This window comes from Bradyrhizobium sp. SZCCT0231, assembly GCF_018130245.1.
Classification (GTDB): domain Bacteria; phylum Pseudomonadota; class Alphaproteobacteria; order Rhizobiales; family Xanthobacteraceae; genus Bradyrhizobium; species Bradyrhizobium japonicum_F.
This window is the reverse complement of sequence record NZ_JAFCKP010000009.1, coordinates 56,914-82,087: the sequence shown is the minus strand read 5'-3', so window position 1 is coordinate 82,087 and position 25,174 is coordinate 56,914. Positions and strand designations below refer to the sequence as shown.

The 25,174-nt window shown below is 60.7% G+C and carries 32 protein-coding genes; 1 reads left to right on the top strand and 31 read right to left on the bottom strand.

The window, feature by feature from the left end; genetic code table 11:
• Window positions 1-10: 10 nt before the first annotated feature.
• From JQ566_RS21360 to JQ566_RS21310, 11 genes are all read right to left on the bottom strand, one after another.
• Complete coding sequence (locus JQ566_RS21360) at window positions 11-1,003, bottom strand: tail fiber protein (RefSeq protein ID WP_212375214.1); 993 nt, start codon at window positions 1,001-1,003, stop codon at window positions 11-13.
• Between the two features lie 65 nt (window positions 1,004-1,068).
• Window positions 1,069-1,290 (bottom strand): hypothetical protein, encoded by a 222-nt coding sequence (locus tag JQ566_RS21355; protein WP_212375212.1) that lies wholly within the window; start codon window positions 1,288-1,290, stop codon window positions 1,069-1,071.
• Window positions 1,256-1,744: a hypothetical protein gene (locus JQ566_RS21350; protein ID WP_212375210.1), complete on the bottom strand. Its 489-nt coding sequence runs from the start codon at window positions 1,742-1,744 to the stop codon at window positions 1,256-1,258. The genes JQ566_RS21355 and JQ566_RS21350 overlap by 35 nt, the downstream gene beginning before the upstream one ends.
• Window positions 1,741-2,007: a hypothetical protein gene (locus JQ566_RS21345; protein WP_212375209.1), complete on the bottom strand. Its 267-nt coding sequence runs from the start codon at window positions 2,005-2,007 to the stop codon at window positions 1,741-1,743. The genes JQ566_RS21350 and JQ566_RS21345 overlap by 4 nt, the downstream gene beginning before the upstream one ends.
• Window positions 2,008-2,120: 113 nt before the next feature.
• Window positions 2,121-2,585 carry a hypothetical protein gene (locus tag JQ566_RS21340; RefSeq protein WP_212375207.1) on the bottom strand — a complete coding sequence of 155 codons (465 nt, stop codon included), beginning with the start codon at window positions 2,583-2,585 and terminating at the stop codon, window positions 2,121-2,123.
• 116 nt (window positions 2,586-2,701) lie between these two features.
• Window positions 2,702-3,142 (bottom strand): hypothetical protein, encoded by a 441-nt coding sequence (locus tag JQ566_RS21335; RefSeq protein ID WP_212375205.1) that lies wholly within the window; start codon window positions 3,140-3,142, stop codon window positions 2,702-2,704.
• 107 nt (window positions 3,143-3,249) lie between these two features.
• Window positions 3,250-4,446, bottom strand: a complete 1,197-nt coding sequence (locus tag JQ566_RS21330; RefSeq protein WP_212375203.1) for a hypothetical protein — start codon at window positions 4,444-4,446, stop codon at window positions 3,250-3,252.
• A 2-nt stretch (window positions 4,447-4,448) separates the two neighbouring features.
• The gene (locus JQ566_RS21325; protein WP_212375201.1) at window positions 4,449-5,309 is read right to left on the bottom strand and encodes a tail fiber domain-containing protein; all 861 of its coding nucleotides are present in this window, start codon (window positions 5,307-5,309) and stop codon (window positions 4,449-4,451) included.
• Between the two features lie 709 nt (window positions 5,310-6,018).
• Entirely contained in the window at window positions 6,019-6,849 is an 831-nt protein-coding gene (locus JQ566_RS21320) for a hypothetical protein (protein ID WP_212375199.1), read from the bottom strand.
• A 226-nt stretch (window positions 6,850-7,075) separates the two neighbouring features.
• Window positions 7,076-7,447, bottom strand: coding sequence for a hypothetical protein (locus tag JQ566_RS21315; protein ID WP_349643342.1), 372 nt, complete (start codon window positions 7,445-7,447; stop codon window positions 7,076-7,078).
• A 76-nt stretch (window positions 7,448-7,523) separates the two neighbouring features.
• Window positions 7,524-8,348, bottom strand: a complete 825-nt coding sequence (locus JQ566_RS21310) for a lysozyme family protein (protein WP_212375195.1) — start codon at window positions 8,346-8,348, stop codon at window positions 7,524-7,526.
• A gap of 209 nt (window positions 8,349-8,557) precedes the next feature.
• On the opposite strand from JQ566_RS21310, the gene JQ566_RS21305 reads away from it, so the two are divergent.
• Window positions 8,558-9,034: a hypothetical protein gene (locus JQ566_RS21305; RefSeq protein ID WP_212375193.1), complete on the top strand. Its 477-nt coding sequence runs from the start codon at window positions 8,558-8,560 to the stop codon at window positions 9,032-9,034.
• Between the two features lie 25 nt (window positions 9,035-9,059).
• Here JQ566_RS21305 and JQ566_RS21300 read toward each other — a convergent pair whose 3' ends face one another.
• The 20 genes from JQ566_RS21300 to JQ566_RS21205 form a co-directional block, all read right to left on the bottom strand.
• A complete protein-coding gene (locus JQ566_RS21300; RefSeq protein WP_212375191.1) occupies window positions 9,060-9,404 on the bottom strand; it encodes a hypothetical protein in 345 nt (114 codons plus the stop codon).
• Window positions 9,405-10,085: 681 nt separating this feature from the next.
• Window positions 10,086-10,400, bottom strand: coding sequence for a hypothetical protein (locus tag JQ566_RS21295; protein WP_212375189.1), 315 nt, complete (start codon window positions 10,398-10,400; stop codon window positions 10,086-10,088).
• Entirely contained in the window at window positions 10,397-11,869 is a 1,473-nt protein-coding gene (locus JQ566_RS21290; RefSeq protein ID WP_212375187.1) for a hypothetical protein, read from the bottom strand. The genes JQ566_RS21295 and JQ566_RS21290 overlap by 4 nt, the downstream gene beginning before the upstream one ends.
• Before the next feature lie 15 nt (window positions 11,870-11,884).
• Window positions 11,885-12,496 (bottom strand): hypothetical protein, encoded by a 612-nt coding sequence (locus JQ566_RS21285; protein WP_212375185.1) that lies wholly within the window; start codon window positions 12,494-12,496, stop codon window positions 11,885-11,887.
• A 2-nt stretch (window positions 12,497-12,498) separates the two neighbouring features.
• On the bottom strand, window positions 12,499-12,930 hold the full coding sequence (locus tag JQ566_RS21280; protein ID WP_212375183.1) for an XkdW family protein: 432 nt from the start codon (window positions 12,928-12,930) through the stop codon (window positions 12,499-12,501).
• Window positions 12,931-12,940: 10 nt separating this feature from the next.
• Window positions 12,941-13,774, bottom strand: a complete 834-nt coding sequence (locus JQ566_RS34645) for a hypothetical protein (RefSeq protein ID WP_249139676.1) — start codon at window positions 13,772-13,774, stop codon at window positions 12,941-12,943.
• Between the two features lies 1 nt (window position 13,775).
• Complete coding sequence (locus JQ566_RS21270; protein WP_212375181.1) at window positions 13,776-14,207, bottom strand: hypothetical protein; 432 nt, start codon at window positions 14,205-14,207, stop codon at window positions 13,776-13,778.
• Between the two features lie 9 nt (window positions 14,208-14,216).
• Window positions 14,217-14,870, bottom strand: a complete 654-nt coding sequence (locus tag JQ566_RS21265) for a phage adaptor protein (RefSeq protein WP_212375179.1) — start codon at window positions 14,868-14,870, stop codon at window positions 14,217-14,219.
• Window positions 14,867-15,199, bottom strand: a complete 333-nt coding sequence (locus tag JQ566_RS21260; RefSeq protein WP_212375178.1) for a hypothetical protein — start codon at window positions 15,197-15,199, stop codon at window positions 14,867-14,869. The genes JQ566_RS21265 and JQ566_RS21260 overlap by 4 nt, the downstream gene beginning before the upstream one ends.
• On the bottom strand, window positions 15,199-15,510 hold the full coding sequence (locus tag JQ566_RS21255) for a hypothetical protein (protein WP_212375176.1): 312 nt from the start codon (window positions 15,508-15,510) through the stop codon (window positions 15,199-15,201). Before JQ566_RS21255 ends, JQ566_RS21260 begins: the two co-directional genes overlap by 1 nt.
• Window position 15,511: 1 nt before the next feature.
• On the bottom strand, window positions 15,512-15,874 hold the full coding sequence (locus JQ566_RS21250; RefSeq protein ID WP_212375174.1) for a hypothetical protein: 363 nt from the start codon (window positions 15,872-15,874) through the stop codon (window positions 15,512-15,514).
• A gap of 71 nt (window positions 15,875-15,945) precedes the next feature.
• Window positions 15,946-16,908: a DUF5309 domain-containing protein gene (locus tag JQ566_RS21245; RefSeq protein WP_212375172.1), complete on the bottom strand. Its 963-nt coding sequence runs from the start codon at window positions 16,906-16,908 to the stop codon at window positions 15,946-15,948.
• A 368-nt stretch (window positions 16,909-17,276) separates the two neighbouring features.
• Entirely contained in the window at window positions 17,277-17,843 is a 567-nt protein-coding gene (locus JQ566_RS21240) for a hypothetical protein (RefSeq protein WP_212375170.1), read from the bottom strand.
• Between the two features lie 43 nt (window positions 17,844-17,886).
• Window positions 17,887-18,948 (bottom strand): hypothetical protein, encoded by a 1,062-nt coding sequence (locus JQ566_RS21235; protein WP_212375168.1) that lies wholly within the window; start codon window positions 18,946-18,948, stop codon window positions 17,887-17,889.
• Window positions 18,949-19,128: 180 nt separating this feature from the next.
• A complete protein-coding gene (locus tag JQ566_RS21230; RefSeq protein ID WP_212375166.1) occupies window positions 19,129-19,545 on the bottom strand; it encodes a hypothetical protein in 417 nt (138 codons plus the stop codon).
• 306 nt (window positions 19,546-19,851) lie between these two features.
• Window positions 19,852-20,910: a WD40 repeat domain-containing protein gene (locus JQ566_RS21225; RefSeq protein ID WP_212375164.1), complete on the bottom strand. Its 1,059-nt coding sequence runs from the start codon at window positions 20,908-20,910 to the stop codon at window positions 19,852-19,854.
• 98 nt (window positions 20,911-21,008) lie between these two features.
• Window positions 21,009-21,308, bottom strand: a complete 300-nt coding sequence (locus tag JQ566_RS21220) for a hypothetical protein (protein WP_212375162.1) — start codon at window positions 21,306-21,308, stop codon at window positions 21,009-21,011.
• Complete coding sequence (locus JQ566_RS21215) at window positions 21,301-23,052, bottom strand: portal protein (RefSeq protein WP_479683930.1); 1,752 nt, start codon at window positions 23,050-23,052, stop codon at window positions 21,301-21,303. The genes JQ566_RS21220 and JQ566_RS21215 overlap by 8 nt, the downstream gene beginning before the upstream one ends.
• Window positions 23,030-24,157 carry a M23 family metallopeptidase gene (locus JQ566_RS21210; RefSeq protein WP_212375158.1) on the bottom strand — a complete coding sequence of 376 codons (1,128 nt, stop codon included), beginning with the start codon at window positions 24,155-24,157 and terminating at the stop codon, window positions 23,030-23,032. The genes JQ566_RS21215 and JQ566_RS21210 overlap by 23 nt, the downstream gene beginning before the upstream one ends.
• A 116-nt stretch (window positions 24,158-24,273) precedes the next feature.
• Entirely contained in the window at window positions 24,274-25,047 is a 774-nt protein-coding gene (locus tag JQ566_RS21205; RefSeq protein ID WP_212375156.1) for a hypothetical protein, read from the bottom strand.
• Window positions 25,048-25,174 lie beyond the last annotated feature (127 nt).

Sequence of the window (25,174 nt, the reverse complement as noted above, 5' to 3'; positions counted from 1 at the left end):
TTTTGCGCGCCTATATAATTCGGAGAAGCTTGTTGGCTACGATCGTCGGCTGAACGGTCACAACCGGCGTGCTCATACCGCCCTGCGCGTTACCCACAAAGGAATACTGGTTTCCGTTAATCGAGACTTGCCCCGTTTGTAGTTGCGCCACTGTGGTAGAGCCGCCGCCAGGCGGCGTGATGGATGAGCTATAGAATAAAACGTTTGTTTGGTTGCTGAAACCCGTTCCGCCAATTGAGCCGGAGGGTGTATAAGGAGGCAGATTGGCTGTCACCAGCGTGCGCGATTGAGCCCCACCCGCATCGCCCAAGGAATCTATCCCAGCAACAGCGTCCGTAAGGCGTCCCGCAGCGCTCCCGCCCATAGCATCAGCGCCCGCCACAACTCGACCACGGAGGTCTGGCACGTTGAACGTGGTCGATCCGTCTCCGCTGCCATAGGTGGTGCTGAATATCGCGAACAGGGCTGAATAAGTCGTTCGCGAGATCGCCTGACCATAGGCAAGCACAAACGAACTGTTCGGCGCCGTCGTTCCGAAGAAGTCTATACATGCCCCGATGGGGACAGTGTATGGGTTGGAGAAGAAGCCATGGAGGTAAAAGGCTGCGTCGCTCGAATTGTAAAGCGCAGCATAAGGCGTGCCCTGCACCAGAACGCCGGCCGGCAATTCGACCGAGGGCGCCGAGCGAAGCGGCCTTGCACCGAGACCGTCGACATTGATCGTCACCGTCGCACCATTCGTGGCATGTGGCGTGAACGCGATCACTTGACCGTTCAACTGCGAGAGCGACTGAAACACCTGATAAGTATTGACCGCATAGGCCGTGCTGGACCCTGTCGTCACGATCGCCCCAGCGACGTCATCACGGTACTTGGCAATCGCCGCCATCATCGCGCGGGCCGAGTCGTTGACACTGGCCGGGGATTGCCCCTCCGCCCAGTTGATCGTCGAATCTGCCGTGGCGTCGGCGGACGCCGTTTGAGACCATTTGTAGAGAGTCATCCTGTATCCCTGATGTGAAGAGCGATGCCTGGCTCGCGATCGCCCGGTTCGAGTGGTTGCTGCCGTCAGTCCGGCGTTTTCGTCTCTCGGCCGCACAGCTCGATGTACTGCGCGCAGCGACAGGACGGTGCCCGGGCCGTCAGGAGGTTGCGGATCACGCCTGCGGGGACGCCGGGGCTTTCGCCTGCGATCCGGGCCACGCGCGCGTCGATGATACCGTCGATCTCGGCTCGCAATTCCTCAATGCGATCTTCAATCCTGGTCACGCGTTGGTGCTTCGTTGCCATTGGTCTTTCCGTCCTTCGTTTCAGCCTCGAATGCCGCCAGTTTCTGGCGGGCGGAGGCAGCTTCATTCTGTGCGCGCCGGAGCGCGCGTTCGCGCTGTGCCTCGTGTGAGGCGAGATGAACCTGGATGTCGTAAGGTAGTGCGGCGAACCGTTGCTTGAACGGTCCAGGCCAGGACCGAGGCGGCGGAATGGCCGCAATCGTACTCATCGCGCTCGCCGCGGGGCCTCCGCGCGTAGGATCCGCCAAGCCGAGCGCGACGTGCATCCGCGATATGTCCTGCACCGCGGGCCACAGTCGGCTCATACCCAGCGACGCACAATCGGTCACAAAGCGCGCTACCGATGCTGGCGCCGCCGGACAGGACGACACACCGTTCAATTCGCACCATTTGACGAAGATCGGGGCGTCGCGGAGGCGCGCCTGCGCAAGCGCCGTCAACAGTGGATGGATCATCGCTTCGCTTTGCGCAATGCCTCATGGAGGCTGCCCATGCGCCGGCGCAGATCGACGAGCTGAACACGCTTTCGCAAGCTGTGAGGGCTGGAATCGATGTCGCCGCCCAGTTCGGCATCGAACCGCTCGAGCGCCGCCACACGCTTCTTCAGTCCATAGAGCGCGAAATTCTCCGCGATCCGCTCCACTGACATCGGCTCGCCGTAGAGATTGCCGGTGATGGATTCCGCGCGCTCGATGAAGTTTCGATTCTCTTCGCTCATGGTGTGCTTTCCTGCCGCGACTTCGATTGATCGGGTACGGTGAGACGACTGGGGCTTCTAGAAGGGGAAGAATATTGGTGGCGCGAAGCGCCGCTCGGGCCTGTTCGCCCCGCCTATGGGCCGATCGGAGGAGGTCGAGATTGACCATTCCTCGCGCGGAACGGGGGGTTCTTCATCGGAGGAGCAAACGGATTTGGATCCACGTACAGTTCATTCCTGTCTCGGGTTGTCGGCGACAACTCTGGCGGGAGCTCGATCGGATCGGAAGGCCCTACTTCCTTCATTCTGTCGCGGAAGTGTTCGGCGTGTGCGCGGAGATATCTGACCACATCTCCGAGGATATTCGCCGGATCATTGACGCGCCCCTGCGAGCTCATGAACGACTTGATGTAGCGGTCCAGATCATCCGCCCGGGCCTGCCAATCTTTCTGGACGCCATCCGGATAGTAGGACTGATCGCCTTCCAAGAGATCGCCCAGTTGCTTACGAACGGCATCGTAAATACGCGGACGGTCTGCCTCCGCGATCGTCGTCTCGTAATCCGGGGGCGGGAGATACTGTTGCTCGATGGTGGCCATGACGAACTCCTGTCGACTCATGCCGAAACCGTCCCGCGATCAACAAACGATCGCAGAATGATTCGGCTGACGAATAAGGGGAAAAAACGGGCTGGCGGCGCGCCCGGGTACCGAAGCTATTTGAAATCCAAGAACTGCAGATACAGAAGACCTAAGGGAAGATTTTGGACGTATTCGTTTCCCTTGCGAGATTGTCCTTCGTAGATCCAAAGGCGAAGCAATGGCTCGGCAAGCTTCCTGTTAACCAGGCGATCGCCACCCGAAAAATAGCAACAACCGTCGCTGAGGCTGCGGCCCCCATCGGCGAAGACCATCACCTCATGGGCCCCTAGACGCTCAACGTAGAGCGATATAGTCAGATCCGATTTTGTCAGCTTGATCGTGCAATGCCTGTCGTACTGACATTCTTTCGTGCTCCCGAATTCGTTGAGCGCGCTCGTCGCGCCGGCGGCAACGTCAGCCCTCGTCGTACCGTCGAAGGCATACGAAACGATGTAGTCACCGGCAAAGGCCTCGAGCGAGAGAAGAAGGCTCGTCGCGACAATCACGAGGGACAAAACAGGTCTCGATAGCATTGGCACCTATCCAGTATGCAAAGGTCTCTATTTCGAGCCGACTAAGGTCGATTCGTTATTATGATACGCGAAAGCGCGTGATACACGCCTCATCGTCGAACGGCCGTCTTCGCGCGATAAAGCGCAACAGCGTCCTTGAGACCGCCCGTGCTCGAAAGCCGCGCGTTCAGCGCTCGGAGATCGTGCTGATCACGTTCGCCTCGGCTCGACGCCATGCCCGGCCTTTGCACCGGCGGCATCGGTTTAGCCGCAACCGCATCCTTCGCCTTCATCATCAACCGGTATTTTCCGGCATCATACATCATGCGCTGGAACGTCGCATTGCGCATCAAGGGCTCGCTGTCGAACAGGCGCTGCATTTCCTCCGGCTCGATTCCGCTTGCCACGGCTGAGGACATGATCTCCTGAGCGACGGCCTGCCTGGTGTCCTTCGTTTCTCCCTTCAGCATCGCTTCGAGCCGCGTGTCTTCGGCTTTTGCATAGTTCTGAAAATTGCGCCGGGCGGCAGCTGCCGTCCGCTGCATCTCTTCACTCTGCCGGGCTCGCAGTTGCTCGCTTCCCGCGACGATCGCCTGGATGCGCGCCAGCTTTGCGGGATCCTGCTGCGCAATTTGCGCAAGGGCCTCCGGCAGCCGCTCCGGCGCAAGGGCAGCCAGTTCTGGAAACTGGCTGACGAAGCTCACCTGCGCGATCTGCATCGCCGCATCGAGGCCCTCGACGTAGCTTCGCCGGGCGCGCTCGACCTCACCGACCTTTTCCTCGAGGGCCAAACGCACCTGTGGGTGCTGCATGAGCTGCTCGATGTCGGGATTGGCCTCGGCCGAACGACTGCCTTGGTCCTGGGCCGCGTCCGACGCTATTTCGACGTCCTCGTCCCGCCTATCGCCGGCTTCAGGTTGCTCGAAGCCGTAGAATTCGGGCGCATCGGGATCATTGGCGGTCACTTCCGCACGCAGTGCATCGATCCTTTCCGCAAGCGCCTCCGAAGACTCCTCCTCGGCGGCGTGCCTGTCGCCGGCGGTGGCGCTCGCATAATCCCGCGCGGCGCGCGCGAGGGTTACGGCCTCGTTTGCTGCAGCGGGCTTGCCCTCCCCGTCAGTATATCGTCTGACGGCGGTCTTGGGCTGCTGATCGGACAGCCGGTCCGCCGCATCGCGCAGCGACGCATGATCGCCATCGATCGACTGGCTTTCCGCCTCCCGCTCCGGATCCGGCATTTGCGTATAGCCTGCGTTGGCAAGATCGAAGGCACCACCGGTCAGCTCCGCGTCGGTTTGAATCGTCATATTCAGAATCCTTGGGGCTTGAAGGCCTTGACGAGGCCGCTGATACCGCTCGCAATCGTTGCGAACTGGTCCACGCCAGATTTCTGCTGCGTCCCCGTCGTCGTGCTATTCCCCTGCTGTCCAAGCTGCGCGATGGGCACGCCGATCTGCGCGAGCAGGCTCAACGCCTGCACGGGAATGCCGCGACGCTGCGCCTCCTCTGCCAAGATCGCGTTGGCTCCGTAGTTCTGGGCATCGAGTGCCGATTGCGCGGCTGTGACACCCTGACCGCGATTGACGAGGTCGCTCTGCTGCAGCTGCGTCAGGGTGTTCGCTGTCGTGTTGCCGGCGTTGTAGAGCGCCCCTGCGGCGGCAAGCTGGTTCGCGACGTCCTGGTTGTATTGCGCGGCGATTACCGGCGCCTCTGCCGCCGCGATGCCCCTCCCGTAAGCCATCAAGTTCGCGCCGCTGAAATCACGGCCAGCGGCGGCAAACTGCGAGTTCACGGAGTCGCCGACGTCGGATTGGATCTGGGCAAGCTGGGCCATCAGCGCCGGATTGTTGCCGACCATGCTGCCGTTTGCGTATGGCGTCAGCCGATCACGATAGGATGCGAGATTATCCTGCACATTGCCTGCCTGTGCGGTGGCGCCGCCGCCGTTCAGCAACGACTGCGCATAGCCTGCGATCTGGCCCGCATAGGGATTGCCCGCCGCAGCGTTGTTCTTCAGCGTGTCGAGCGCAGAGGTCTCCGCTGACGTCAGGCCGGTGTTGTTGAGCCCAGTGCTGATCTGGCCCAACATCGTTTGCAGCGCGGGCTGCGCTGCAGCCCAGGGCGCCGACTGCGATTGCACGGTCTGTGTGGAAGTGGATTGTCCACCCATGGAGGATGTTTTCCTTGAGTATGAGTTCGTTGCGCGTGAACGCGAGCGGCGATGAAATCGACAGGTCGTCGATGTGTCAGTCGAACGGAAAGAAGATTGGCGGTTGGACGGCCTTCTCTTCTGGAGGCCCGCTTCTCGTCGAAGTTTTGAGGTTTTTCAGCGGGATTTTCAGCAACGTTTCCAGCTGGTCTGCATAAAACGGCATGGGCAGATGGCCCGGGGGCGACTCGATAGCGCGCCACGGACGCGAGTCCAGAAACGGGTCCGGCGCACCCCCGCCTTGGTCCGGCCATGGAAGTTGCTTTATCCGTCCCTCTCGATGGGTGCGGTACGTTTTGAACAGCCAATCGATCAAATCCGAGTCGGTGCGGTGCTGCACATTATCCGACCTTGGCCGCAGCGGAGCCGGCATCTGTGGCCGGGCACCAAAGGGATCTGAATCGTCGCGAGGGACCGATGGCGGCGGCGACCACGGAGGAGAGGCTGGCGGGACAATTCTCCAACGGTCGACATCTGCCCACCAGGGCGGCTTCGGTATCGCGCCTTCGACACCGAAATTGGGTACACGTGCGTAAGGATCTCTGAATGATGGCGCCATCTCTGCACTCACGGAATGAAAATCATGTGAACGGTCTATTGGTCGGCGTGCGGCGCGGACACCCGGTCGAGGGTCCGTCGCCAAACCAAGAATTCGTCGATTGCTCGTCTATCAAGGGTCGTAGATCACCCGGCGGTTCAGGCCCAATCGCTTCGCGATTGCGTCGACCTCTTCCTGACTCTCCGGATAGTGCTGATAGACCAGCTTGGTCTTGATCGCACTCGCATGATGGCGAGGGTTCCAGGTCCACAGCACGAGGGGATACTGCCCCGTCGACCGATACAAATTCATCAATTCGCGTCGGATGAACCTGCTCTCCGGCGGATCGGTGTAGACGGTGTCGACAATTCTATCGCGATAAAATTCGTTCCACAGCCACGACCTCGGCCTCTCGTCAGGGTAGTCCGGCGAGCAGCTCAGCCAAGTCAGGAAGGGACCCGCCTGGTCCTTGCCCTCGATAAACCCTATGCAGTCGTCATCGGGATATCGTTGAAACAGCCCCCACGCCACCAACGCGCCGTCCAAGACGTAAGCTTCCGACGACGACAGCAGGATGAAACTGGCACAGGCATACAGGCAGAAATCCCGCACTACGACGGCCGCATTGCGGTCTCGGAGCGCGTTCGCCAATCGAACTGCGCTCGCAGTGTCGCCTCCACGGCTGCGAACGACGGCAATGCCTCGATCCGCCAAATTTGCCGCGACTGCAACGTTCAGGTCGGATGTGACCGCTCCATCAAGACAGAGCACGCGCTTGTCTTCCGACAGCGCGATCGGCCGCGCGACGTCGCTGCGACAATAGTCAGCCGCTCGAGCGTAAGGCGTAAAGTCAATCTCTTGTGCCGCTGAGTGGCTTGCGCCACCGCCGGCGATCAACATGCAGAACAGCGCAAGCCCGCCGCGCGAAATCCAGCAAGGCCGCGCGACGTGTTCGCGCAGCATTGGGACGCAACGCCACTCCTCCTTCCTGCCAGGGAGGTCAAGTTCGTCCGGATGAGGTTCGACGCATGGCATCTGCGACCTTGAGCTAGCGCACAAAGATCACAATAGAACAAAACGCGAACAATCACAACCCCAAGTCGCGCAGCTCTATAGAGTTATCTGTCCTTGGGCATTCCAGGACCGAACGCGATGGTGAGCACCTGCCAAGCAACCCACCTGCCGTCGGCTAGGGCAGGCACTTGTCGATGATCGCATAACTCTGTTCGTATCCTTCCAGCACGCGCGCCCAGCCCTTCCGCCCGACAATGCGCACGCAGCGACATCCCTCCGCTTGCGCATACGCCTCGATGCCGCCGATCAGCGGCAGCCAGCGCCTCACACCTGTCCCCGCACATGCCGTGATGATGCAGACCTTGCCGGCATCTGTCTGCTGAAGGCTGGTGGATGCAGCCGCCTCGATCACCGAACCATTCCAGGCGACCCAAAGCAGCGCGGTGCCGTCAAGGATATCCCGCTCAATTGTTGCGAACGCCGACAAGCCTGTCTTGACGATCGCCTGCTTGAGCAGAGGAGCCGTCAGCGGCCAGATCGAACGCACATGCTCCGGATCGATGCAGACGAGCTGTGTGCCGCCGGCGCAGGGATCGCGCCAGGGAACGTGTGTGCCCGACATTTTAGAACGGAAAGAAGATCGGTGGCTGAACCGACCAAGGCTGTGTGGGCTCGTTGGTTACGAGGCCGCGATCGTTCGGCCGCTGTGGGACATCCGGCTGCAGCTGGGAGGATACCGGCGAGACGTTCGGCAATGGACCTTGCGACGAAGCAACGAGGCCCTCCGGAAATGCAGGCGCGCCGAAGACCGGAGCAGCATGATTGGGAAAGACAGGCACCTGCGGACGCGGGGACGTTTGCGTCCGCATTTTCCGATCAGCCCATGATCTCAGGTCTCCAATCGTCATCTTCTCGAGGAACGGATTGGCCGTGACTGCATCATCGCCAAGAACGGACCTTGCCGATGCTGCCGGGTCAGCACCGAGCACCTTGAGCGCGCCCGATGGGCCTGCGAAATGCGCCAGATAGATGTTGCCCGGAGAGGCCTCGTGTCCGGCCCGAACAAGCCTTTTGGCATTCTCGGCGGCATAAGCCTCGACCATCTCAGCCGAAAGCTTTGGGTCCTTGCGCAGCTCCGCAAGCTCGTGCGGCGTCCCGGTCAAGTCCGGCCGGTACTTGGCCAGCATGTCGAGCCAGGTCTTGCGCAGAAATTGTCCGGCACCCAAGGCGCTCGAGAGACCGTTCGCAGCATTCGCCCTGCCCCCGCTTTCAGCGCGCACGATCTGGTTGGTCAGCGGGCCCGAGGCCGTCGTTGCACTTGGCCGATAGGCAGCCTGCAGCTGTTGGAGCTGGCGGATTCGGCTGATCAGATCTCCTGCCGCGCTGCCGAAGGCCTCGGGACCATGCACGTCCAGCCGTGTCGCGGTCGGAATGGCTCTCGGTCCCATCTGTCCAGCGATCGCCGACAGTCTGCCGAGAAGGCCGCCAGAGCCGGCGTATGTCTGCGGAGCAAACATATCATCATCGCGGAAACCCATATTCACCTCCATGACGGGATCTGAAAAAGGAGCCCGTCGCCCTCAAGGCGAGCAAGCGAAGTTGCAATGTCGGACGATCCATCTATAGCTGAACAGACCACCACTGCAGGATGTGACAGATGAAGCTGCTACCCGTTGCGTTCGCCTTGATGCTGAGCGGCACGGCCGCTCTGGCCGTCGACTTCCGCTGGACCCTTGGCTATGGCCAGGGCACGCTGGAGGCGAACATCGAGAACAGTGCCGGATCCACCTTCAGCATCTATTGTCCGGCCGGCGACGACGACAAAACGCCAGGCATGTTCATCACGGTTGAGCGGATCAAGCCTCAGGCCAAAGAAATGGTGACCGCGCAGATCATCGTCGACGGCAAGAACCACCCGTTCCTGCTCGAAGAAAGCCAGTTCAAGGCTGTCGGGCGACAGAACCAGTGGGATTTCAGGGAGCTCGTCAAGGCACTGGCCACGAGCAAACAGAAATCCTTTGTCGTCGAATTCCCCAAGTACCAGACCCAGGAGACGTTTTCGCTACTCGACGTCCGGAAGACGTTGGGGACTGCGAAGAAGACCATCATCCGGGACTGCGACGACGGGACGTGATGCGGTGATCGGGCCATGAGCCGCTTCATGTAGTCCGATCGCTGGGATCGGCTGGTGATGTCGCCGGCAACGGCGCAATCCGCTGGCCGACCGCAATCTCAATGAGAAGCTGTCCGTCCTCGCCTTCCCAGCACATGAAGCGGTTGACAAGCCGCGGCGCCAGATCCGCAATGGCGTAATCGCCGCGCCATATCAGTCCCCATTTTGGGTTACGCGTGACGAGCTCCCGCTTGGCTTCCCAATCGCCCTTCGAAAGGAAGGGAGCGACGAGCGCCAGGCATCGTGCGCGAAAATCTGAATGCTCGTGCTCTATAACCTCATCGATCGGCTCCAACGGAGGCGCGTCGATATCAGAATGTTGAGAGCTCATTGGAGATCCCGCGTGACCGCGAAGCACAATACACGAAACCGAGAAAAAGTGCGACCGTGCTTACTACGAGCGGGCTACCGTCATTAGTCGGCCTGCTCCAAAATACATCTATTGCCGGGGCGGGCTTGGCGACGGAATGTACCGAGAGGTCCCATCCCTGTACAAAATCACTCGTCCATAGTCGGGAAAGTTGAACATGATGGTCGTTCCTAACTGCTGCGCGGTGCCACCAGCCTCCAAACATAGAAAGTATGCTTTTCTGCACGCGGCGGGATAATCTGCATCCCAACTGTGGCTTAGACAATCGTAAGATGCTGTTGTGCACTGCGCATCCCTCGCGTAGTTGTCGTTTGCTGCATCTGCTAGGCGAGCCTCCGATCGACTGCCGATTGGTTGTGAACCCGCAATATTCTGCTCCTGGGCTGACGGAGCCCGCGATAGCTGCCTGAAATTCGGATCAAAACCGGGTTGATTGTTTATCGGTCGGCCTGGCGTGTAGTTCGACGCTACCGCCCCCTGCCCCAAAATATCGTCAAGGCTCGCTGCATTCTGTTGCGGCGATTGCGCCAAACGTTCGAGAAATTCTAAGGTCTTTCCTCGATCAAGAACAGCAGATCCGTAGTTATCACGTGAACTCATTTCGGACATTTCGCTAAGTTTCCCTTTCTTGAGATGATCGCCTCACCCCACCACCGCCCACAAGAACACCCGCCCCTCCGTTGCCGAATTCGGATGCGCGATCGTGAACGCGCCGTTCGTAACCGCGCTCACATACATCGCCCCATTGCCGACCTCCGCCGCCGCATTCGCTGACGCCGGCACCAGGATCGGCACTGAGCTGACGGCACAGTTCGCCGTCGTCACCGTCGTGCTCGATGCGCCCGTTGCCAGCGTCACGCTGCCGACGGCATTCGACCTGCCGGCCGCGAGCTGCTGGATCGCGAGCACGATCTTCTTCAGGTCGGTCTCGGTAATGCCGGGTACGTAAGCCGTCATAGCGTGCCGTTGGGTGTGAGATCGGGAACGACGCCGGCGCAGAAGGACCAGTTGGTCGCGGCCGGGATGCGAACCTTGAAGCGGGAATAGCGGGTGTCGCGCCGGACATCGCAGCGACCGGTCCGGGCATTGACCAGCACTTCCGCACCTGGTGTTGCCACCGCAGCCGGCGTATCGCGCCAGGACACCGAGCCGAACAGCGTTGCCGCATCGGTCACCGGGCGGAAGCCGCGGATGGTGATGCGGTTTTCATCTGTGCCCTGCTCCGGACTTTCCAGCGTCGCCTCGAGACTGGGGCCGCGGAAGAAGCCGAGCACATGCGCGTTCGAGAACTGCGCGATTTCCGGCTGTACCGCCGTAGCGTAGGCATCGAGACTCAGCGTCAGCGCATCGAGCGACGACGAGATGCTGTCGAGGTTTTCCAGCGTCAATCCGGTTTGCGAGATGCCCAGCAGATACTCGCCCGTCACCGCGACCGGGAAGAAGCGGTCAAGCAGGAAGTCGTAGCCGAGCAGCTTGTCGTAAGTGCCGACCGTGCCCGACACCGATTTGTAGGCCCAGTAGACGCGCGTCGAGCGCGGGTCGGCGGCGCCCATGAAGAGCTGGAGATTGCCCTTGTCGAGATCGGCGAGGAAGCTGCGGTCGACCTTCTCGCGCCCGATCTGCTGCGGCACGCCGCCGGGCTCGATCTTGTGAAAACCTTGGCCGGCATAGAAGAAGATGCGCTCGCCGGCGCGAATGATCGAGTACGGCGCGTAGAGGCCCTTGTCCTGCGTGATGCGATCGATCTGGAAGATGATCGGCGAGCCCGGTACATAGGACATTCGTCGGATCGCCTGGTCCTGGAAGACGATGCCGGATTCGCCGCCGGCGACGCCACGAACGATGCCGCCATCCGGAAAGTCCTGGAAGTCAGACGACTTGATCCCGCTGGTCCAGCTGTCCGCCGCGTTGAAGTTGTTCAGCCCGGACCACTGGATCCGGTACGGCGTCGACAGCAGCCCTGACAGCACCAGGAAGCGGCCGACCACGCTGATATAGCCTGCCTGCGGCGGCGAACCGAGTGCGTCGGCGAAGGCCGTGGACGACGAGAGATCGAAGACTTGCAGGACTGCGTTGGCCTGCGTTGCAAAGACGAAGTTGCCGGTCTGGGCAAACTGCCATTGCGCCGCAGCGGAGAGCGCCGAATAGGACGAGGCACCCTTGGAGACGTCGACCCAGGTGAAGTCGATGTTGTTGAGCCGGTAGAGCTTGGTGGCCGTTCCGGCAAAGGTGACGACTGTGCCGTCGGACTTCAACGCATAGAATGCGCCGCGGCACGGTGCCGGCAGCCCAGACGTGTATGCGGAGAAGGACGGAAACGGCCCGTAGCCGTCGCCGCGCGGAATGACATTGAGGATGTTGCGCGAGGCCTGGCCTTCATAGTCGCTGACATCCGGGCGGTATTCGCCGTAGGCAAGGAGTGGCATTGTTTGCTCGTCCGATTATTCAGTCGTCCATGACTCGGGTTGAATTGTTGCTGGGGTCCACGGGGCAATCGGCTCCGCTTGCGACGTCCAGGACGCGATGGCGGGATCCTTCGGAGTCCAACCTTCGGCTTTGGCTGCGACACCGGCCCAGGCGTCAGAATCGAACGGTCGCGGAAACCACGCTTCGAAGTCTCTGGAAAAACCGGAGGGATAGCCACTGACGGCATAACTGCCTGGGCCCGCGGCGATCGACGTGATCGCCGACATGGCGTTGCTCGAGAGCAGATAGGTGCCGGTGGTGGAAGGCATTCTCGTGGAGGTCGAAGCAGGCAGCCCGCTCACCGCATAGCCGGAAGAGCTTGTCACGAGCGCGCGCCCGAAGGCGGATGCATTTCCCGTTGTGCCGAAGCTGCCTGCTACAGCAGACAACACGTTGCCGAACATCGCCGTTTTGCCCGAAACCGCAAACGCGGCCGCACTGCCGGTCTCCCTGGCCTGGAACGCAGCGCTTTTCCCCACAACCACGTAATTGGTCGTGACCGTCTGCAGGACCGTATTGGTCAACCCAAACGCCGGCAGTTGCCCGAGCGTATGGCGCCCGACAGCATCAAATCCGAGAAGCGACATGGTTACACCGGAATGCCGAGTGCCGAGGCCACGGCGCAAGCACGCTCCTTGCCCAGTGCGGTCGCCATGCCCGCCCACCCCAGCTTGAACCGATCGGAGCCGACCCAGATCGGCGCTTCGCCTTGGCCAAGCAATGCCGCCCACAACAAGCCGAGCGCAGCGCTCGATGTGACCGCCGCCTGTATCCTCGCATAGTCGTCCGGCGTCAGCTGCGCCAGCATGTCACGCGCAACGAACGTCAGCTGCGACTGCAGCAGAGCGTCCGTATCAACTGCCTCAATCTCCGTCACGGTTGGTTGAGCCACTTCCGCGCGTTCCCAGCGGGAGATGAACGGCCCCTCACCGTGATCCGACACTTCGAAGTCGATATTCGCCACCAGACCCGGACGCAAGCTGGTCAACGCGAGCACGAAATCCTTGGGATGATATACCATGTCCGTTGTCCTAGCTTGCGCGCCGAATGTAGGCCTGCGCCTGGACCGAGTAGCCGCTGGCTCCGGAGTATGTGGCCTGAGCACAGAGGTAGTAAGTGGTGCTGCTTGCCACAGCGATCCGAACCGACGGCGACGTCATGACAATCGACATGTCGCCCATGGGTGATGCCGAGCCGATGCGCTCGTGAAGTTGTATGGCCTGGGACGCGCTGACGGATGCGCTGCTGATGCCAAACGCGAGAATCCAGTCCGACGACGTCGTCGCACCGGGACCACTGAAAGTTCCAACGATCGTCACGTCGTAGATGCCAGGCGACACACTCGCGGTTCCGACGTTGGCACTGACACCGGATCCGGGAAGGCTAATTCCGGCGCCGATGGTGATGACCTCACCGATGTTGCCAGCGGCGGGCTGCGTCGTACCCGTCGTTCCGGGAATCTGACCGACATTTGCGGCCCCGATCGCGGTCACGCCGATGTTGCTTCGCGCCTGCGCCTGTTGGGCCGTCGTGAAGCTGTTGCTCTCCTCGATGGAGATGAGGTCCTCCTTGAGGGCCACAACCGCGACCAGGGGTATCGTCGTGAAGTTGATCTTGGCGGTCGTACCCGACGAATTGAACAGCACCGTCGTGCGCGCCAGGACACCGGTTGACGTGTTGTACGCGCCCTCACCGACCTCCCATTGGCTGAGGTCAGCACTTTCCGCCCGATACTTGTAGAGGCGTCCGTTGACGACGCCGGCCGCCGCCGGGCTCTGGTAACCGGTGACGGCCGACGTATAAGTCCAATCGCCCGTTCCGCCGGCGGACGGATTGAAGCGGCAAACATCAAGAAAAGCTGCCATGTCAGGTGATCGTCAAAATGCCGTTGGTCTGGTCGAGATCGACCGTGAAGGTGTTGCCGTTGGTGAGCGTGAGGGCGACGCCATAATCCCACCAGCCGATCAGCGGCTTGGTCGACGAGGTCGAATTGTAGAGCACCGCATATTGAAACGGCCCGATCGAACCACCCGAGGCCGTCCAGGCCGGATCGGTGCCGCCCACAAATTTGAATGTGCCGGTCGTCTGCGCGCCGGTAATCGTACCGATACTGTTGCCGCCCGCGGTATAGCCGTTGCCGGTCGTGAGATCTGCCGGTGTATTATAGACCGTATTCGTCGCCACCGGTGGCGTATTGGTCAGATAGACCTTGTAGACCTGCGCCGTGCCCGTCTTCATGTCGTGCAACGCGTCGGCGACGTCCTGCACGAAGCAATAGAACTTGTTGAAACTTGCCATGTCGCCCTCCTAAATGATCTGTCCGGAAACGCGCACCGTCATCGGCCCGGCGTTGAAGGTCGATGTCAGCCCGAGGTTGTTGAGGTCGGCGAGCGCCGACGTGAACCCGAGCCCCCAAGTCTGGATTCGCGCGTCCTCCTTGATGTACGGAGCGGACTCCAGCAGGGCGGCATAGAGATAGAGATCGGGCGCCATGGTCAGCAGCCAGTTATTCCCGTTCGCCGCGAGTGACGGAACGTTCCGCCGATAGACCATTTCGATCGTGTAGGCCGCATCCGGCGTCGGGGCCAGCTCGAGCTCGCCGCCGAACACCGTGAAATAGCGCGGCCGCGCAGCGACATCGGAGGTCGCAAAGCGATATTCGTCCATCTGCGTCCCCGATTTGAACTCGAGGCAGGGCTTTCCTGTCACGCTGGACAGCCGGACCCGACGCATGGATTGAAAATCCGATGGCAACGAAATGAACTCCGGCTCGTTCGAGCCGAGGTCGACTAGGGCCGTGGCCCTCTGCTCCATCTGCCGCACGAAGAGCTGGCGATTGAACTTGGCTTCCGCGAGTTGAATGAAGGTTGGGATCCGCGCGATCAATGTCGTATCCTGATCGCGCGCGAGATATTCGATCACTGCGCCTTGCAGCGATGTGTAATCAGTAGTCTGGGTCACGTGAGCTCCGCTGACCAGCCGGCCTGCAATCTCGGCCTGTCGGTTCGCAAATAGGCCCATTCGGGATCGTCGAGCTTTTTCTGCACGATCGCGTCGAATTCGGGCGTGAACAGCCGCAGCGAGGTGTTGCCCCTCGCATGCTCCTCGTTGAGCCATTGGACGTAGATGACGTTGGGGATGCGAGCGACATGCCGCCCCCAGTCACCGCGTTGCTCGTCCTGACGCGCCTGCCTGTTCCATTCCAGGATCGGCGCCACATCCTGGACATGCTCGATCGTCAGCTCACGGCCGTTTCTGTCGAGATGGGGCTTGATGAGAACACCGTCCATCACGACAGCTCCGTCACCCACAGAGTGCCGGCGGTTGCCGTGACCAGGCCGTTGGTCGCGGCCTTCAACGCTGCAATGCGCTGGCCGGGACTCACGGTAACGTATTCGACCACGTTCGCCGGCAGATAAGGGTCCGAAATGGTTGCAGTCTGTGCGCCATCGCCAATCCGGTAGCAGCAGCCCGAATTGGCGACGAGGCGGATTTGATAGGTGTGTGGCCCGAACGCATTGGTTGCACCGACGCTGCTGTCATAGGCGACCGTTTGGGTAGGACCGACGCGCGAAGAGTTTTGCTTGGGAAAGAGCGGCATGTCAGGCGGTCCTCACGGAGATCGAGTAATGCATGGGGATCGACGCGCCGGAGGCGCCCGAGGGCGTCAGCACGATCACGTCATCCTCGTTGAGGTAGACCGGCGACGGCGGCACAGCCGAGAACAGCTGGCCCGCGGCGGATCCTGCCTGTGTCACGGTGAACGTCGCCAACGTTGCCGCATTGGCCGAGACGGTGATGGTGCCGTCGGCTGTCGTGATCGCGCCGCCCAGGATGCCGGCGACTTTCAGCACGCGGCAACGAAAGGGAACGCGGACATAGGCGGCAACGGGGCTCGCGCCGCAGGACGGCGTGTAGGCGGTGAGATCGGCGGTATTGAGGGTGCGATTGCCGGGAAGCGGCATCTTGGCTCTCCAAAAAGAAGGGGCAGCCCGAAGGCTGCCCCAAGGTTGAGGTGGATGATGATCGTGGCCGCTCAGGAGGTGGTATTGTCGAACACGCCGCCTGAGGCCTTCTCGTTGCGGGACACCAGCGCGTATTCGGCCAGGATCTGCCGGCGATCGGAATCACCGGTCTTGGCGAGCGGGATCGAGATCATGTTGCGGCCGTTGAGATAAGCGACCGCCCATTTGTCGAGCTCGAGCACCAACACGTCGCGCGGGCGCTGGAAGCGGTTGGCGACCACCTTGAGCTTGCCGAAATCGGATTCGTACGCGTCGACGGACGCGACGATCTTCTTCGACTTGGATTCCTCGATCGCGGTGGACCGGCCGGTGAAGGTCGAGAACACCTGCTTGTTGAAGGCGCCGGTCATGATGGTGCCGGGCTTGCCGCCATTGGTCCAGATCGACGAGAGCACGGTCTTCAATCGCACCTCGGTGAAGGCGAGCTGGGTGCCGTCGGTTCGCGTGGCGGTGCCGTCGGCGACCGCCGGGTCCGCAGCGCCGCCGGCAGTGCCCTTCGAGGTGGCTGACACGATCCAGGACAGGACGGACGCCGTCTTGCGCGGCGTGGTGGTGTTGCCGACCACCTTGGCCTGGTTGGTGCCGCACAGGATGGTTTCGAGGTCGCGCTTGAGCTCGAGACCCTTCAGCATCTCCTGGTAGGCAAGCTCGTTATCGCGGCCAGCATGGTCGACCGTCTGCTGCGTGCCCGAGACCCGCGCGACCTTGTAGGAGATCTGGCAGAGATTGCCGAGCCGCACGGTCGGCGTGGTGGTGTTGGTGTTGGGATCATCGCCTTCGAGCTGGGCGTTGGCGCCGTCGGCTGCGGCAAGAGCCTGCGTCTGCCATTCGTGATTAACGGCGGTCGCCTTCTCCTTGTCGACGCCGCTCATGAACGGCGTGTCGACGGGATCGATGCGATAGATCATGTCGCTGAGGTCTTCGCGGTTGCCCACCGCGGAGTAGGTAACGAAGGTTGAGGTTGGTAGAGTCATCTGGGTTTCCCGATGAAGGCCGGTTGCGTCGCGTGACGCGCAGGAGTTCCATGCGCGGCGGTCAGCAAAGGCACAGGTGTTTCTAGGTGCAACGTTGCAGTCTCGCTGATCCGATGGCGCGGAAGGGATTTCCGGTTCGATATGGCGAGCCTTAGCTGCCGGGAACCTGCGCTATCCACGCAAGGGCGGCATCGACGTATTGAAAACGTCGAGAAATCTATGTGAAGCCGACGATCACTATCTGCTGGCGGTACGAGCTCAGACAGCGTTGCCGGCACATCCCAATGTGAGAGCCAGGCAGCCGGTGTCAGGAAAATCCAGGAGAGGGAGACAGCGGCCTTCGCCGTATCAGCTTGGCCGTACACGCGTCAAACGCCGGATAAGCGACTTGTCTTGAGAGGTATCGTTTCTAACAGCTCGTATGCCGACGGCGCAAGCGCGACCGCGGGAACGGACGGCAGGGACGCGGCTCGGGGATCGAAAACGGACGATTGGGGTCTATTGGCGTTCGGCTGTTGCTGACGCCGGATACGGTCGATGAGGAGATCGGCTATCGACGAGGGAGGCTCCTGCGTTGGGGCCGGAGGTACGGTTTGGCTCATGGGAACGCATTGCCGCAATGCCTCGGTGATGGAATCATTGACACGCGACTGGACTGCCCCCGCGTCCGGGCGATCAATCCCAAAATTGGTCAACGCGTTTCGGAGAGCCTCCTGCACCGCCTCGCTGAGCGCTGATCGATTGATGCGACATAGATCCTTATCGTTTAGAAACTGGATGCTATGGTTGGAAAAGCGCGGATGCTGATAGTACGAGCTGTTCGGATTGTAAAATTCTCCCTTGGGATCGCGATACGCTTCCGCCGTTCCAGTTACCCGCGCACCATTTTCGTCCGTGACGTCGAAGCTCTCGATAGGCAAGATGATTCCTTTCATCCGGCGTTCTCCGCCGGAACTTAAATCCACTTTCGTTGGAAGATTAGTCGGTCGCCTTGCAAGCCGGCGGCACTAGGACATATAGGCCCTTCGAGCCGTCCGGACTAAAGCGTGCAACGGTCGCAATGTCTTCGTCGCGGCTCAGCTCAAGCACCTGCCGGCAAAACTCCGAGTAAGACGCACTCTCGGCCCTCCTGAGCGGCATCGTGAACCAGATATCGCCAAAATGGTCGTAAGTACGACAAGATGCGCTCGCGATAGCATCGTAGCTGTCCCCCAGCTTCGATGGTTCATTTTGGTTACAGGCAAATCGCCGCTTCGCCTTCTCATCGATAGAAAGCGTCTCGTCATGCCCCAAAAACAACGCGATCAGCGCAGCAATCCCGACAGGCTCGCTATTAACGGCCAAGACACCAGCAGGCATCCGAGGTGATGCCAGCGAGGTAATCGGCTGCAAGACCATTGGGTCGGGCACGGGAAGATCGAGTGCTTCCAGCAGCCTCTTTGGACCGCGGAAGGTAAATCTTCCCGCCTTGCGATTGCGCTCGAGCCAGAGAGAGAATTCATCGAAAGAGAGCATCGCTATTGCGTTCGCATCAACCGAAAGCAACTGGTGGAGCGGCGAATGTTTTCGATAGATCGAGAGAAGCGCCATTCGTTCCGCAACTCGGTCTGCTCGTTGCGGGTTTTTCGCGTCAAGCGTGAGATATTCTCGTGCCAACCGGGCCTGTAAAGCGCGAGCCGCGAGAAAGTCGACCTCGGCTATGTCTTCGTGCAAGACATAGCGGATCACACCACGAAGACATTTCACAAGCATGTCCGGACTGAAGTGCCGCAAAGTCACGGCGAAATCGCCAAAAACGTAGTCGATTTGATAGGGCCGGGACAATTCGCACGGCGCGACGTCGGGAAGCCGGCGGGCATTGAGCAAAAGCGCATCCAATATTTCTTGATTGATATGCTGATCGTACAGCGACAATTCGGGAGACATGGCAAGATGGATGCCGAGGATTCTCGTTTCGGCCTCTTGCGACGAGGCTGGCAGGCTCGCCAGAGCGAGCAAAATGCCGATCACGCCGAGTCCTCTCAAGTTAAGAATAGACATGTGGCTCGTCACCTGGGCCTAAACAGCTTCACTCAGTCGTCCAAACGTAAGAGGTCCGTGCATCTAAACTTCCGGTGCAGCGAGATACTCGACAAGAACCGGCCGAGCCGGTTTTGCAGTCTAGGATGTAATGGTCACCGGCCTTCACGGAACGCCGGCCGGATGTCCTTGGAAGCCGCTCTAGTATGAGAGACTAGCGAGATAGAAATCGCCGGATAGCCGTGTGGCGCCATGAAACCTCAAGATCGCCGCTTCAGTCTCTCGAACCTTGTCGAACGCCCTGTTCCATTCTTGCGACTTCAGACTCCGGCTTGAGAAGATTCCCCGTGGGATCATGATCACCAGAGCAGCGAGGAGAACAGGTGCGGCCCGAGGCATTGGCAGAAAGGCGCAGGCGATCAGCCAGATCATCGCGACGATCGCGCCAATTGCACCGATCAAGAGCAGCCAGTAGGACGCGTCGGGCAACAGAAACATCAGGAAACGCCCGCCGAACCAGCCCAGCAGGGTAACGCCGGCCAAGACATAGGCGAACCATGGTGAGCGCCGGATTTCCTGAGAGGGATCGGCCGTGGGATGCACTTGATCAGTGCTCAATTGAGATCTCTCGTGCTGTTCTTTTCATGATTTTCGAAGAGCCTCATTCGGTCAGAACTCGTTCGCACCTGACCGCCCTGCGCGGGATTTCGAGCGTACGCAAAGCACGGCTCGAACCTCAGCGTGTCTGAACCCGTACCAGGCTTCGGACAGGTACGGAATCTGCCCCGTGGTCCACGGCCGCCCAGCTATCACCAGGGGCGAAATCGGATTTGGCAGATTGTTGTCGCCTGATGCCTGGTTCATCTTTGATCGCGCGAGCGCGCCCTCTTCAATAGAAGAATTGCTTAATTTCTGTCGGTCTGGCTACGGATCGTAGATCACCTTCATGTCCAGGCGCAGCCTTGCGACCATCTCGTCGACCTCGGCTTGGCCCTCGGGATAGGCTTCGTAGGCAATCTTGGTCTTGAACAAGTTCGCAAAGTACCTCGGGTGCAACGTCCACCCGACATGGTGATAGGCATGAGTATCGGGATAGAGGGACTTAACGACCTTTCGCAGATAGCGATTGTCCGGCGGCGGCTCAAAGTGCGGGTCGACCATGCGCTCCTTGTAAAACCCGGTCTGGGCCATCAAGAACTCCCGCCATTGAGCCTCGTTGGCGGACAAAGGCTGGCAGGAGCCGCGCTGCAGGCGGAAATCTCTATCTCGCGTCTTTTCCATCGCAAATTTAGCGCATGACGGGAACGCGGGATCGCCGCTCTCGTAGTCCCACGCGACCAGGGCGCCTTTGAGCACATTGCCCTGCGCGTCCAGGACATCGATTGTATCGGAGTAAGCCACGAAGAACTTCGAAGCGTCGGGAGACCAAACGATTTTGTAGACCGGTTGCCCAGACTTCGCGGGGGGGACGCTGATCGTGCGCAAGTGTCCGGCTTCGGCCATCAATTGCAACGGCTGGTCCGAAGCCACGGTCTTCATGTCCGGGGAGAATGCTATGCCGATGCGACGTGACCGGCTGTCGAACGTCGCCAGGATCGCGCTCTTGCCGGTCTCGAGCTCGAACTTCCTCACACGCCCGGCATCTTCCTCAGGAAAAACGATGTACTGGCCATCCGCTCCGCATTGGACCCACCTGGACCCCGTAGGGGATGGGGCGGAGATCTTGGTGCTTCCATCGTATGCGTCGACATACTGACCATCCGTCGCGAGCAGATAGCGCTCCCGTTCCCCACACCACGCGATGAACTCGCCCTGCGGCAGTGGCATATGCGGCAATTTCTCGAAGGTCGGAAGGGCTGGAGGCTTGGCTGGCGGTGCAGGCGAAGCCCCTTCGGCACGGCACACAGTGGCCGTAACAAGCAATCCCAGCACAACCAAAAAGAACGAAGAACGCAGATCAAGATCAGTCGGGCAGAACTGCATGCAATCACTCAAGCCTTGGGTGAGGCCATCTGTACAACGACCCCAGCTAAAGAACAAACAAAGAACATTATTGACCGCTCTCGCCTTGGTTGCAAGAACTAAATGATCCCGAACCGCTTACGACGCTCCGCCGTCTCCGCGAGCTCCTTCAGCTCCGCTCGCGCCAGCTGGCCGTTGGCAACGACGCCCGCGAGGTGATCCCGGACCTTGCCGACGATGTTGATGGCGAGGAAGAGCTTCTCACGCCCCGCGGCATCGTCGACGGTGGTAGCGCGCCAGGCCGCGATGTAACTCTTTTCGAGCGCATTGAACGCCTCATTCAGGATTTTATCATCGAGCAATGCTTTAGCCCTGACTGCCCTTGCCGTCGCCCGCTCCAGGGCACTCTCGTCAGACATTGCTTCCCTCCCCATCCTTCGGCCGCTTCTTCATCTCGTGATGGGCCGCCGATGCGGCGAGATCAAGCGCGGCCTCCGCGACGTCCATCCGATGCTGCTCCTGCGCATGCTGGAGCTTCTGCTCGTGGCCGAACGCCTTCAGATGCGCATCGAGCACCGCGATCTTGGCGTCGAGACCCGCCCTGATCTTCGCGATCTCGATCTCGGCCTGCATCTTCACCTGTTGGTGGATCGCATCAGCCTGCGCCTTCTCGCGCTCCATCTGCGCCTTGTGGGCGGCAGAAAGCTGGTCGGCCTGGAGCCGCGCTTGCAGCGCCAGCAGTTTCGAGTCGGGCGGCGGCTGCGGCGGTGCCGGCGGCGGATGCAGCAGCTGCCCGGTCTGCGGATTGACCGCCATGGGATCGTTGAAGAACTGGTCGGGATTTCGGTGCCCCATGATCCGCGTCAGCTCGGCCGCTGTATTGTAGAGCTGGCGGTCGCCGACCAGGTTGATCTTGCCGCCGGCAAGCAGCTCCTTCTGGACGTTGGCGATCGCCATGGTCTGGGCGAACTGCTGCGCCTTGCCGCCGGCGCCGAGGCCGACATTGATGGTCATGTCGTCCCGCGTCTTCCAATTGCGCGGATTGACCTCGACCCAGGCGTTACGCAGCCGCACCGTCTCCTGACGCTGGCCGTGCTTGCGGATCGTGCCGTGCAGCAACGCGAAGATGTCGCGCACGCCTTCGGCCATGATGCGCGCGATCAGCTTGATCCGCATCTGCGAGGCCGAAAACACCTGCGCGACCGCGGTCGCCGACTGGTTCTGCAGGGCGTTAGCGTCGATACCCTGCGTCTGCTTGCCGAGGCCGGTGCGGATCTCGAGTTCGGCATCGAGATATTGCAGCATCGGATAGATCGACGTGGTGATGTCGGGCACCACCTGCCAGTTCAGCCCGCCCGCCGTCTTGGTGCGGACCACCCCGCCCGGCCGCGACACCAGCAGATCGTCCAGCGTGTTGGGTCCGGCATTCTGCTCGGCGACTTCGACGCGCGGATTGTTGTGCAGATAGAGGTTGTCGAGCGCGCCGCGCTTCAGCGCGGTCTTCTCGCGCTGCAAAGGCATCACCAGATCGGCGATCGAGCGCCCGAAGAAGCGATGGGTCACCGGCACCGGCGTGGTCGCTGCAAACGGCATCTCGTCGAACGGCGTGATGCAATCCTTGCCGTCCTTGCGCAGGATCTCGGCCTGGTCACCGCCGGTGATGACCTGGTAGAGGCAGGGACGACCCGATCCCTCATAGTCCATCCGCACATAGTGCTCGGTGATGCGCACCAGCCGCGCCGCCGAATTGGCGCTGCCGCCGCCGGCAGTCGCGGACAGATGCTCTTCCACCGTGTCGCGCGCCAGCGTCTCGATCTCAGTCGTGCCGGTGTGCGGCCGCAGGGCCCTGATCTGGCTGGCATCAAAGCCTTCCGCGATCAGCTGCGCCTCGGTCTTGGTCACGACCTCGTGGAAGCAGTAGTTGCAGTCGCGGATGCTGCGGGCACCGCGCTCGATGCCGAATTCTTCGGGCGGCACCCCCATCACCCGCGCCTGCGCAAGCTTGCGCGTGGTGACGATGGTCACGTCGTGCGTGACGAGAGAGCCCATCGGCGCCGATGGCGCCGGGGCTAGCAAGGGAATGGGCATGTGTGATTGGACTCTCAGTTGCGTGCGGCGCTGAACTGCATCGAACCGCCAATTAGTAAGCGTTGTTGCGCAGATATTCTTGGATCATGCCGAGTATTCCACCCGCAGAGGCCTGATCGGGATTAGATCGGCCTGCTGGGGTGATCGGTCCAACTGAAATATCTGACGGTGGCGGAATCACGCTCTTTGAAAATGAGGACGAGGCCCATTGATCCAACGCTCGACCGCGGTCGGAGGCAAATAGCGCTTTGAGCGGAAATGCCGGCTGCTGGAGTGATGACGAACCTGGATAGGCCGCCGAGATCCGCGTTCTGGGGCCCGAAGTGGCCGGCGAGATATCTTGTCGGTCCGAGGCATCGGATCGGAATGGTCCGGGCACTGTGAACGGACCAGAATTCCGCGGCGCCTCAGGTTTGAAATGCAGCGGCGGCAATCCCGGATCGGCAGGCGGCGCAACGCTACGCGGCGCCGCAGATTGCGGGCGCGCGGCGGGCGACAACGGCCTCGGGCCCGCGGGACCACCAATCGACGTCGGCCCCTCTGCACCCGGAATTGCTGTGCTCGGCGAAAACTGTGACGGTGTCGCACGTTCGGGCAAAACGCCCGATGCGCGATCGGACGTTGGCCTCCCCTGGTTGGCCGGCGGCGAGGTCGGAGCATTTCGAAGTCGCGGAGGCAACCGCTCCGGCTGGAATTGACGCAGCGGCGGCACGGGTTCGCCGGGATTGTGGTACTCGAACAGGTGCCTCAGCGGGTTGATCGGTGTTCTGTCCGCCCCGTGAAGAACCTGGATATGCGCATGGAAGGCGCCTCGGGCTCCGACGTCGCCTTGCGTGCCGATCTGCTGCCTCGGTATGACTTCATCCTTTGGTTTTACGTTCTGCGTCTGCGTGTGGAGTATTTCGACATAGTAGCCCGTGGGCTCCTTGCGGATCGGGTCCCACTCCTCGATGACGATACGGCCAAGAGCTGGGTGAACTTCCGTGACCTTGCCATAAACAGGAGACGCGACACTGCCGTGTGGCAGCACGCCACGCCCACGGTTCATGTCGACGCCCACATGCGGCGTCGTGCCGACGTCCCTGTCAGCACCGAAATCGCTCGTTCCGCCGGCCCGATGGCCGTCTTCCGGTGGCTCGATCATGTCCATGAGGCTCTGAATTACGGGATCACTGGGCACGCAGCATTCTCCATCACGACATGCGCCGATGTAGGCGGCAGACGACGCCCGCACCCGATCGGCAATCAGAATTGTATTGAGCTTTGAGAAGCCCGGTCACCCGCGACCGGGATCAGCTAGTCGGCGCAGGGAAACGTCTTGACCTTGAATCGCCGACGGAAATTTACCTCAAGCGCCTTTCGCATCAATTCGGAGTTCTTGGCCCACACGTTCTTCTTCAGATAACGGGTCGAGCAATTGTTCCATCCGAATCCAAGCACGTCGGATTTTCTCTGTTCGTCAGCATCCGCATCGCTGTGCCCTTTTTGAGCATCAATCCTGCATCTCTCAGGATCCACGAAAGCGCGGCATTTAGTGTCGGTCATTTTACGCCAAAAGGCTCGAAGATCCGCTTTTCCCTCGAGCGCATCGATATATGCCGAACAGGCGTCTGCCGACGGCGTGTACTCGCGAAGTGCGGCCGTTTCACCGGCTTCCGCGCGATTCAGGATAGTGGAGAACCAGCAACGATCCTCCAATTCCTCGATCTTCAATCTTCTGAACTCTTCGATCCCGGGAAGCGCGATGACCGGAAGACTGGCGGCCCTATCCTTCGCGAGCTTGCACGTCCGCTCGAGTTCGGCCGTAGTCATCCGACGCACGCCACCTGGCGCGTCAGGTGGTGTGAAGGAGGATATGTAGGAATAGAACTGGTCGTCGCCGAAGATCACGTTGATGGTGTTCTGCAGACTCTCTTGGTCATCCTTGGCCGGATCGAACCTGGTCTCGAACTCGCAGAAGGCGCCGTCCACCCATTGGATGGATTTTTGGGCGCCGAAGACAGGGTTGGATACCCCCATCGCCAACACGGCGAGGCAAACGCGAGCGCACCGCTTCATCACCTGGGACATCCGAGATCAATCACGCGCATTGTGTGACAAACTCCTCACCGCGTAAGCGACGCGCGGCAATGGCAATAACGACGGAACTGATCACGTCTAAATCGCATGCCTTCATAGATACGACCTAGAATAAGGA

Coding starts and splice junctions, on each gene's coding strand:
- JQ566_RS21320 (WP_212375199.1), bottom strand. CDS start 6,849: ATGCTGCGCGAACACGTCGCGCGGCCTTGCTGGATTTCGCGCGGCGGG.
- JQ566_RS21355 (WP_212375212.1), bottom strand. CDS start 1,290: ATGGCAACGAAGCACCAACGCGTGACCAGGATTGAAGATCGCATTGAG.
- JQ566_RS21360 (WP_212375214.1), bottom strand. CDS start 1,003: ATGACTCTCTACAAATGGTCTCAAACGGCGTCCGCCGACGCCACGGCA.
- JQ566_RS21340 (WP_212375207.1), bottom strand. CDS start 2,585: ATGGCCACCATCGAGCAACAGTATCTCCCGCCCCCGGATTACGAGACG.
- JQ566_RS21285 (WP_212375185.1), bottom strand. CDS start 12,496: ATGTCGCTTCTCGGATTTGATGCTGTCGGGCGCCATACGCTCGGGCAA.
- JQ566_RS21255 (WP_212375176.1), bottom strand. CDS start 15,510: ATGCCGCTCTTTCCCAAGCAAAACTCTTCGCGCGTCGGTCCTACCCAA.
- JQ566_RS21300 (WP_212375191.1), bottom strand. CDS start 9,404: ATGAGCTCTCAACATTCTGATATCGACGCGCCTCCGTTGGAGCCGATC.
- JQ566_RS21260 (WP_212375178.1), bottom strand. CDS start 15,199: ATGGACGGTGTTCTCATCAAGCCCCATCTCGACAGAAACGGCCGTGAG.
- JQ566_RS21235 (WP_212375168.1), bottom strand. CDS start 18,948: ATGTCTATTCTTAACTTGAGAGGACTCGGCGTGATCGGCATTTTGCTC.
- JQ566_RS21205 (WP_212375156.1), bottom strand. CDS start 25,047: ATGTCCCAGGTGATGAAGCGGTGCGCTCGCGTTTGCCTCGCCGTGTTG.
- JQ566_RS21225 (WP_212375164.1), bottom strand. CDS start 20,910: ATGCAGTTCTGCCCGACTGATCTTGATCTGCGTTCTTCGTTCTTTTTG.
- JQ566_RS21310 (WP_212375195.1), bottom strand. CDS start 8,348: ATGGGACCGAGAGCCATTCCGACCGCGACACGGCTGGACGTGCATGGT.
- JQ566_RS21295 (WP_212375189.1), bottom strand. CDS start 10,400: ATGACGGCTTACGTACCCGGCATTACCGAGACCGACCTGAAGAAGATC.
- JQ566_RS21350 (WP_212375210.1), bottom strand. CDS start 1,744: ATGATCCATCCACTGTTGACGGCGCTTGCGCAGGCGCGCCTCCGCGAC.
- JQ566_RS21220 (WP_212375162.1), bottom strand. CDS start 21,308: ATGTCTGACGAGAGTGCCCTGGAGCGGGCGACGGCAAGGGCAGTCAGG.
- JQ566_RS21305 (WP_212375193.1), top strand. CDS start 8,558: ATGAAGCTGCTACCCGTTGCGTTCGCCTTGATGCTGAGCGGCACGGCC.
- JQ566_RS34645 (WP_249139676.1), bottom strand. CDS start 13,774: ATGGCAGCTTTTCTTGATGTTTGCCGCTTCAATCCGTCCGCCGGCGGA.
- JQ566_RS21240 (WP_212375170.1), bottom strand. CDS start 17,843: ATGAAAGGAATCATCTTGCCTATCGAGAGCTTCGACGTCACGGACGAA.
- JQ566_RS21280 (WP_212375183.1), bottom strand. CDS start 12,930: ATGGTATATCATCCCAAGGATTTCGTGCTCGCGTTGACCAGCTTGCGT.
- JQ566_RS21270 (WP_212375181.1), bottom strand. CDS start 14,207: ATGGCAAGTTTCAACAAGTTCTATTGCTTCGTGCAGGACGTCGCCGAC.
- JQ566_RS21290 (WP_212375187.1), bottom strand. CDS start 11,869: ATGCCACTCCTTGCCTACGGCGAATACCGCCCGGATGTCAGCGACTAT.
- JQ566_RS21325 (WP_212375201.1), bottom strand. CDS start 5,309: ATGGGTGGACAATCCACTTCCACACAGACCGTGCAATCGCAGTCGGCG.
- JQ566_RS21245 (WP_212375172.1), bottom strand. CDS start 16,908: ATGACTCTACCAACCTCAACCTTCGTTACCTACTCCGCGGTGGGCAAC.
- JQ566_RS21250 (WP_212375174.1), bottom strand. CDS start 15,874: ATGCCGCTTCCCGGCAATCGCACCCTCAATACCGCCGATCTCACCGCC.
- JQ566_RS21345 (WP_212375209.1), bottom strand. CDS start 2,007: ATGAGCGAAGAGAATCGAAACTTCATCGAGCGCGCGGAATCCATCACC.
- JQ566_RS21330 (WP_212375203.1), bottom strand. CDS start 4,446: ATGACGATTCAAACCGACGCGGAGCTGACCGGTGGTGCCTTCGATCTT.